The following is a 6,981-nucleotide window of genomic DNA, read 5'->3' as shown; positions in this document are numbered from 1 at the left end:
TTCAAGCTTCGCTTTGCTCGCTTTCAGTAAGTACTGACGGGCTCAGATTGCCCCTATTACAGACCATACTGCATTATTCGCTTCTCTTATGAATTTTTACTAGTCTACCTTCTCTCCGCAGGCTTCGGCGTAGGCTTTCAGAGCTTCTTTTTGTTTCTTGTTTAATTTCTTCGGGGTTTCTACTACTAAGGTTACGTAGTGGTCGCCTCTAACGTTGGGGTTCTGTAAGGATGGAACGCCCTTACCCCGTAGTCTGGTTCTGGTATCGGACTGGGTTCCGGGAGCAATCTTTAACTCCACCGGTCCGTCCACGGTCTTTACAATGGTGCTTCCTCCCAATGTAGCCTTGGGGAAGCTGATGGCCTCTGTTGAGTAAATATTTACGCCCTGTCTCTTAAAGAAGGGGTGATCGCTAACGGATACCTCTACCAGTAAGTCTCCTCTGGGGCCACCGTTTCTTCCGGGGTCTCCGCCTCCGGACTTACGAATGGCCTGTCCATCATCAATTCCCGCAGGAATAGCAATTTCCATGCTCTTCTCCGTGTTGATGTAACCTTCTCCACGGCAATCCGGACATTTTTCCTTAACCACTGTTCCTTCTCCGTGACATTCCGGACAGGTGGTTACCTGCTGAATGGTACCAAAGATGCTTTGCTGAGTCATTCTTACCTGACCTGCACCGTTACAACGGGGACAGGTCTGTCTTTCCGTTCCCGGCTTTGCTCCGGAGCCGTTACAGGTCTTACAGGTATCTTTATATCGAATCTTAATGGTCTTCTTTACACCCTTAATAGCCTCATCAAAGGAAATACGAAGTCCTACACGAATATTGGCTCCCTTTTCCGGCATATTGGATCTTCTGCGGGAAGAACCGTAGGAGGAACCGAAGCCTCCCCCGAAAAACTCGGAGAAAATATCTCCCATATCCATGCCGCTGAAATCAAAACCGCCGAAGCCGGAGCTTGCTCCCGCAGCGGAATTCGCATCAAAGGCCGCATGGCCATAGGTATCATAGGCCTTTCTCTTCTCCGGATCGGACAATACCGCATAGGCTTCCGAAGCTTCCCGGAATTTCTCTGCGGCACTTTCATCTCCGGGATTAGAGTCCGGATGGTACTGCTTTGCCAACTTTCGATAGGCTCTTTTAATGGCACTATCATCGGCATTTTTATCTACCCCCAGCACCTCATAATAATCACGCTTTTCTGCCATATATTTTCCTCTCCTTTAAATCCCAGGAAAAGACAGGCTTAAGCCTGTCTTCCCCGGAAAAATTTTGAATTACACTTCCTTAAAGTCTCCGTCGACTACATTATCGTCAGCGTTACCGCTCTGGCCTTCAGAAGCAGTTGCTCCTGCATCTGCCGCTCCGGCACCGGCTGCACCTGCTGCCTGAGCCTGCTCATACACCTTGGTGAAAAGTGCCTGAGAAGACTGCATCAGCTTCTCCTGGGCTGCCTTAATCTGCTCTGCGCCGTCCTTGGTAATTCCCTCCAAAGGATTGGCTGCAAGAACATCCTCTAATGCCTTTAAGTCAGCTTCTACAGTTGCCTTATCATTGTCGGAAATCTTATCTCCCACATCGGTAAGAGCCTTCTTGGTCTGGAATACGATGGAATCCGCTCCGTTTCTTACTTCGATAGCTTCCTTCTTCTCCTTATCCGCTGCTTCGAACTGTGCAGCTTCATTTACCGCCTTATCAATATCCTCCTTGGACATGTTGGATCCGGAGGTAATAGTGATGTGCTGCTCCTTACCGGTTCCCTTATCCTTAGCGGAAACATTTACGATACCGTTGGCATCGATGTCAAAGGTAACTTCAATCTGAGGAACACCACGCTGTGCCGGTAAGATACCGTCCAGTCTGAACTGTCCTAAGGTCTTGTTATCTCTTGCAAACTCTCTTTCACCCTGTACAACGTGGATGTCTACTGCAGTCTGATTATCTGCCGCTGTAGAGAATACCTGAGAAGCTCTGGTAGGAATGGTAGTATTTCTCTTAATAAGAGGAGTAGCCACTCCGCCTAAGGTCTCGATAGAAAGAGTTAACGGTGTTACGTCCAGAAGAAGAACATCGCTTGCTCCCTCTTCTCCGCTCATCTTACCACCCTGTACCGCTGCACCAAGGGCAACACACTCATCAGGGTTTAAGTTCTTGGAAGGCTCTTTTCCGGTAAGCTGCTTTACCTTCTCCTGAGCAACAGGCATTCTGGTGGAGCCACCAACCAGGAGTACCTTTCCAAGATCAGCGTTGCTAAGTCCTGCATCCTTCATAGAGTTCTGTACGGGAAGGGCAGTTCTTTCTGTCAAATCCGCAGTAATCTCCTCAAACTTTGCTCTGCTAAGCTTCATATCCAAGTGCTTTGGACCTTCTGCTGTAGCTGTAATGAAAGGCAGGTTGATATCTGTAGTGGTTGCGGAGGAAAGCTCCTTCTTTGCTTTCTCAGCCGCTTCCTTCAAACGCTGTAAAGCCATCTTATCCTGAGAAAGGTCTACCCCCTCTGCAGCCTTAAACTCGTCTACCAACCACTTGGTAATACGATCGTCATAGTCATCACCGCCTAAATGGGTATCACCGTTGGTGGACAATACTTCGATTACGCCGTCTCCGATGTCGATGATGGATACGTCGAAGGTACCACCACCTAAGTCGTATACCATAACCTTCTGCTCGGACTCATCCTCCAAACCGTAAGCGAGAGCTGCCGCTGTAGGCTCGTTGATGATACGCTCTACCTTAAGACCTGCAATCTTACCTGCATCCTTAGTCGCCTGACGCTGAGCATCGTTAAAGTAAGCAGGAACGGTAATAACCGCCTCGGTTACCTTTTCTCCCAAATAGCTCTCCGCATCCGCCTTTAACTTCTGTAAAATCATAGCGGAAATTTCCTGTGGAGTATAATCCTTTCCGTCAATGGATACCTTGTAATCTGTACCCATGTGTCTCTTGATGGAGGAAATGGTTCTCTCCGCATTGGTTACCGCCTGTCTCTTTGCAGGCTCTCCCACAAGACGCTCTCCGGTCTTGGTAAATGCCACTACAGAAGGGGTTGTTCTCATACCCTCTGCATTGGGGATAACAACGGGCTTTCCGCCCTCCATAACTGCTACACAGCTGTTGGTTGTTCCTAAGTCAATTCCAATAATCTTTCCCATAGTCTTTACTCTCCTTTTTCTCTATATACAAAAATGTTTTTCTTAAAAACTTTTTCTTACTAACGTTATTTTAGAACTCTTACATGATATGCTCATGTCTCAGGCATTACTGCCTTACTATCTGTTGTATTGCTTTTATTATCTACTTCTTTACTTTTACCATGGAGTGTCGAACCACATTTCCCCGATAGGTATATCCCTTCTGAAGATCCTGGGTAATGGTATCTTCCTCCGCATCTCCCTCTTCCTCCGTCATCACCGCATTGTGTAAAGCCGGATCAAACTTCTTACCGAGGGCCTCGATTTCCTGAATGTTGCAATCGGCAAACATCTTCTGAATCTGCTTGTAAATCCCTTCTATGCCTTTGACGAAGGGGGAATCCTTTTCCTCTTCCTGCACATGACTTAAAGCTCTTTCAAAGTTGTCCACCACGGGAAGCAGAGCTTCGATAATGCTTTTGGCTCCCAGTTCAAACATCTGTGCCTTTTCCTTCTCGGAGCGCTTTCTAAAGTTCTCATACTCCGCCAAGGTTCTAAGGTACTTATCCTTTAATTGGAGAAGTTCCGGATTCTCTTCGGAGCTTCCTTGCTCTACAGCCTGAGAACTCTCCACGGATTCCTCTCCGGAAGTCTCTTCGGAAGCAGCCTCTGCATTCTCTTCCCTATCTACTTCTGCAGATGCTTCCTGAGCCTTATGAAGCTCCTCTTCCATCCCTTGCTGCTCTGTATTTTCTGCCACAAGTTTCTCCTTTCTCTATCTAAAAACTCCGTTCCATATCCTGAATCAGATTTGTCAAAGTTTTTAAAACCTTCTCATAATCCATTCGCTTCGGTCCAATGACACCAAGGGTACCCTGCATACCGTTACCCAAGTGATACTTTGCGGTAACTACTGCACAATCCGCCATGTCCTCCAAAGGACTTTCTTTTCCGATATAGACCTGAATGCTTCCATCCTTTTCTTCCGACTCGTTATCTTTCAGAAGACCTGCCAATTCCTCCTTCCGCTCTAAAGCGGAAATCAGCTTGGAGGCATTTTCCGAATCGGTAAGCTCCGGATATTTGAAAATGTTGGTGGCACCGGAGGTATAAATCTCTACCTCTTCCTCCTCAGGATGCAAAAGCTCCTGCATTCCCCGAAGTACGGTTTCCATCGTTGCTTTATAAGGCGTTCTATCCATTAAAGAGCGGATATCCTTTTCTCCCAGCTCCTCCACGGAGAAGCCTGCTAAAACATCATTTAGCAAAAGGTTCAAGGAGAGGATGGCAGCCTGCTCCAAATCCTCCGGAATATCTAAGGTAATGGTCTTTACGATATTGCCCTGAAACATCAGAAGGAATAAGACCTTCTGTTTCTCCACCAAAGACAGCTGCAAGAACTTGATTTTGTTCTTCTGCATACTGGGGCCCGATACTAAGGCCGCGTAGTGGGTGTCACTGGCAATGTTTCTTACCAAAGCTTGTAAGGTACTTTCCAGTCGTTCCATTCTGGCAAACATAGAGCTCTTCACATCGGATAAAGCCCGCTCCTGCTTCTCCATAAGCTGGTCCACATAAAAGCGGTAACCCTTATCTGAGGGAATTCTTCCTGCAGATGTATGAGGCTGTATTATATACCCTAACTCTTCCAAGTCGCTCATTTCGTTACGAATGGTTGCCGAGCTTAGATTCAAACCGGAAAACTTACTGATGGTGCGAGAACCTACCGGCTCGCCGGTTTCCAAATAGTTTTTGATAATCGTGGTGAGAATAATCACCTTTCTCTGATCCACAGAACTCTTTCCCTCCTTTCTCGGCTTTGTTGGCACTCGTGTGTATTGAGTGCTAACACATGGTCATAATATACCGCTAATGGAAGGATGTGTCAAGAATTTTTATGAAGAACTTTGTGAATTTCTGATGAACATAGTTGGGCGGAGTTTTTGCTTCCGACTTCCGCATTTTTCTTACTGTTTTTTCTATAGAATATATGGATTTCGCTTTTCCGGTATAGGGCTTACTCCGGGGCACGCTCCCGCTAACCTCGCCACGTAGGGGTTCTAAACTTTTAAAAGACAAAAGCTAAGAACCCACGGGCTCAGATTGCCCCCGTCATAAGCCCTATACCGGAAAAGCAAGCCGAATGTATTGAATAAAGAAGTAATAGAATCAATATGCCAAAATGCAAAATTGAAAAAAATCGAAAAAATTTTTGAATCTAAGACAAATGCCAAAAGTCGGAAGCATGAGAAATCCGCCCCTCCTTGTTCGGGGAAAGAACGCTGTAGAAACGCAAGGCTTGATTTTTACAGTTTGCTCTTCCTACTCCCCTAAAATCATCTCTCCCTTCAGTTCTAAGCCTTTTACCGTTCTAATGCTTCCGATAGCTTCTTTTCCTAAAAGGGCCAATCTTTCTTCTTGCTTTTCTTTGTCTTTCTCGAACACTGCCAAGAGTTCATCCTGTACCGGCAGAATATAGCGGATATATTCTTTATTAAATCCGGTGTAATAGTATTTTCCTTCAATCTCTCGAATTTCTTCTATTAAGATGGAGCTTTCTTTTCCTAAGAATTTCTCTCTAAATTTCTTAGAGTCTTCCAAAGCCAGTGCCAAAAGCTCTTTGGAACGGGCTGTTTTGATATTATCCGGAATCTGCTCCTTCATTTCGTCTGCTTTCGTCCCCTTTCTTCTGGAGAACTTGAATACGTGGAGATCATAGAAGGAGATTTCCTTTAAAAAAGTAAGAGACTCCTGAAAATCCTCCTCCCTTTCTCCGGGGAAGCCAACAATCACATCCGTAGTAATGGCCGCCAAGGGATAAACTCCTCGGATATCCTCTACTGCCTTTTTGAAGTCTTCTTTCGTATAATGACGATTCATTTCTTTAAGGGTCTTTTCCGCACCGCTTTGTAAGGACAGGTGGAAATGAGGGCAGATTGCTTCTACTTCCTTTAAACCTGCTAAAAAGCGTTCCGTAATAATTCTAGGTTCAAGACTCCCCAAACGAATTCTTTGAATACCGGAAATCTTTCCCACCTCAGAAATCAAATGGAGTAAAGCCTCTCCCGTTTCCGCCTTTCTGCTGGCATATTCATAGGAAAGATTTTCAAAATCCAATCCATAGGAAGACAGGTGAATGCCGGTAAGCACCACCTCTTGAAAGCCTTCCTTTGCCAAATGGCGAATCTCCTCCAGGCAGTCCTCTTCCTTACGGCTTCTAATTCTCCCCCGAACATAGGGAATGATACAATAGGCGCAAAACTGATTACAGCCGTCCTGCACCTTTACAAAGGCTCTGCTCTTATCCTTTGGCTTGGAGAGGAAGAGATTTTCATACTCTCCCTCCTCCCGCACCGGGGAAAAGGGCTCCATGGGACTTGCATCATTTTCCAGCATAGCCTCCCGATAGGCCTTAATCAGCTCTACCACCCTGCCTTTTCCGGTATTTCCGATAAGAATATCGATGCCCTTATCCTCTTTCAGCTCCTCCTGCTTTCCTTCCACATAGCAACCGGTGGCGATGACGATGGCCTCAGGATTCCTCTGCTTAGCCTGATGAATCATTTGCCGGGATTTTCGGTCCGCAATATTGGTCACGGAGCAGGTGTTAATCAAGTAAATGTCCGCCTCCTCCGTAAAGTCCACCAGCCTGGCCCCTTCCTGCAAAATCGCTTCGGTCATGGCCTCTGTCTCGTATGAATTGACTTTGCAGCCTAAGTTGTGCATGGCAAAGCGCAGTCCTGCTAATTCCATTTTCATCCTCTTTCTAAAATCCCAGTTCTTTCACGGCTTTCGCTTGACTTTAAAATCGTTCATTACTACAATAAAGTTATCAATTTTAAAGGA

At 46.0% G+C, this 6,981-nt stretch carries 5 protein-coding genes; all 5 read right to left on the bottom strand.

Annotated features, from left to right (window positions below):
• Nucleotides 1-99 precede the first annotated feature (99 nt).
• The 5 genes from dnaJ to mtaB all read right to left on the bottom strand — a co-directional run bounded on the left by dnaJ (nucleotide 100) and on the right by mtaB (nucleotide 6,888).
• Nucleotides 100-1,212 carry a molecular chaperone DnaJ gene (gene dnaJ, locus RDQ32_RS06885; RefSeq protein WP_308579647.1) on the bottom strand — a complete coding sequence of 371 codons (1,113 nt, stop codon included), beginning with the start codon at nucleotides 1,210-1,212 and terminating at the stop codon, nucleotides 100-102.
• A gap of 69 nt (nucleotides 1,213-1,281) precedes the next feature.
• Complete coding sequence (gene dnaK, locus RDQ32_RS06880; protein ID WP_308579645.1) at nucleotides 1,282-3,156, bottom strand: molecular chaperone DnaK; 1,875 nt, start codon at nucleotides 3,154-3,156, stop codon at nucleotides 1,282-1,284.
• 142 nt (nucleotides 3,157-3,298) lie between these two features.
• Nucleotides 3,299-3,895, bottom strand: a complete 597-nt coding sequence (gene grpE, locus RDQ32_RS06875) for a nucleotide exchange factor GrpE (RefSeq protein WP_308579643.1) — start codon at nucleotides 3,893-3,895, stop codon at nucleotides 3,299-3,301.
• Nucleotides 3,896-3,914: 19 nt separating this feature from the next.
• Nucleotides 3,915-4,928, bottom strand: a complete 1,014-nt coding sequence (hrcA, locus tag RDQ32_RS06870) for a heat-inducible transcriptional repressor HrcA (protein WP_040648414.1) — start codon at nucleotides 4,926-4,928, stop codon at nucleotides 3,915-3,917.
• A gap of 529 nt (nucleotides 4,929-5,457) precedes the next feature.
• Nucleotides 5,458-6,888, bottom strand: a complete 1,431-nt coding sequence (gene mtaB / locus RDQ32_RS06865) for a tRNA (N(6)-L-threonylcarbamoyladenosine(37)-C(2))-methylthiotransferase MtaB (RefSeq protein WP_308579641.1) — start codon at nucleotides 6,886-6,888, stop codon at nucleotides 5,458-5,460.
• Nucleotides 6,889-6,981 lie beyond the last annotated feature (93 nt).

It is taken from the genome of uncultured Oribacterium sp., assembly GCF_902481605.1.
Taxonomy (GTDB): domain Bacteria; phylum Bacillota; class Clostridia; order Lachnospirales; family Lachnospiraceae; genus Oribacterium; species Oribacterium sinus.
Note: the sequence above shows the minus strand (reverse complement) of the source record. Positions and strands in the feature narration are given on the sequence as shown.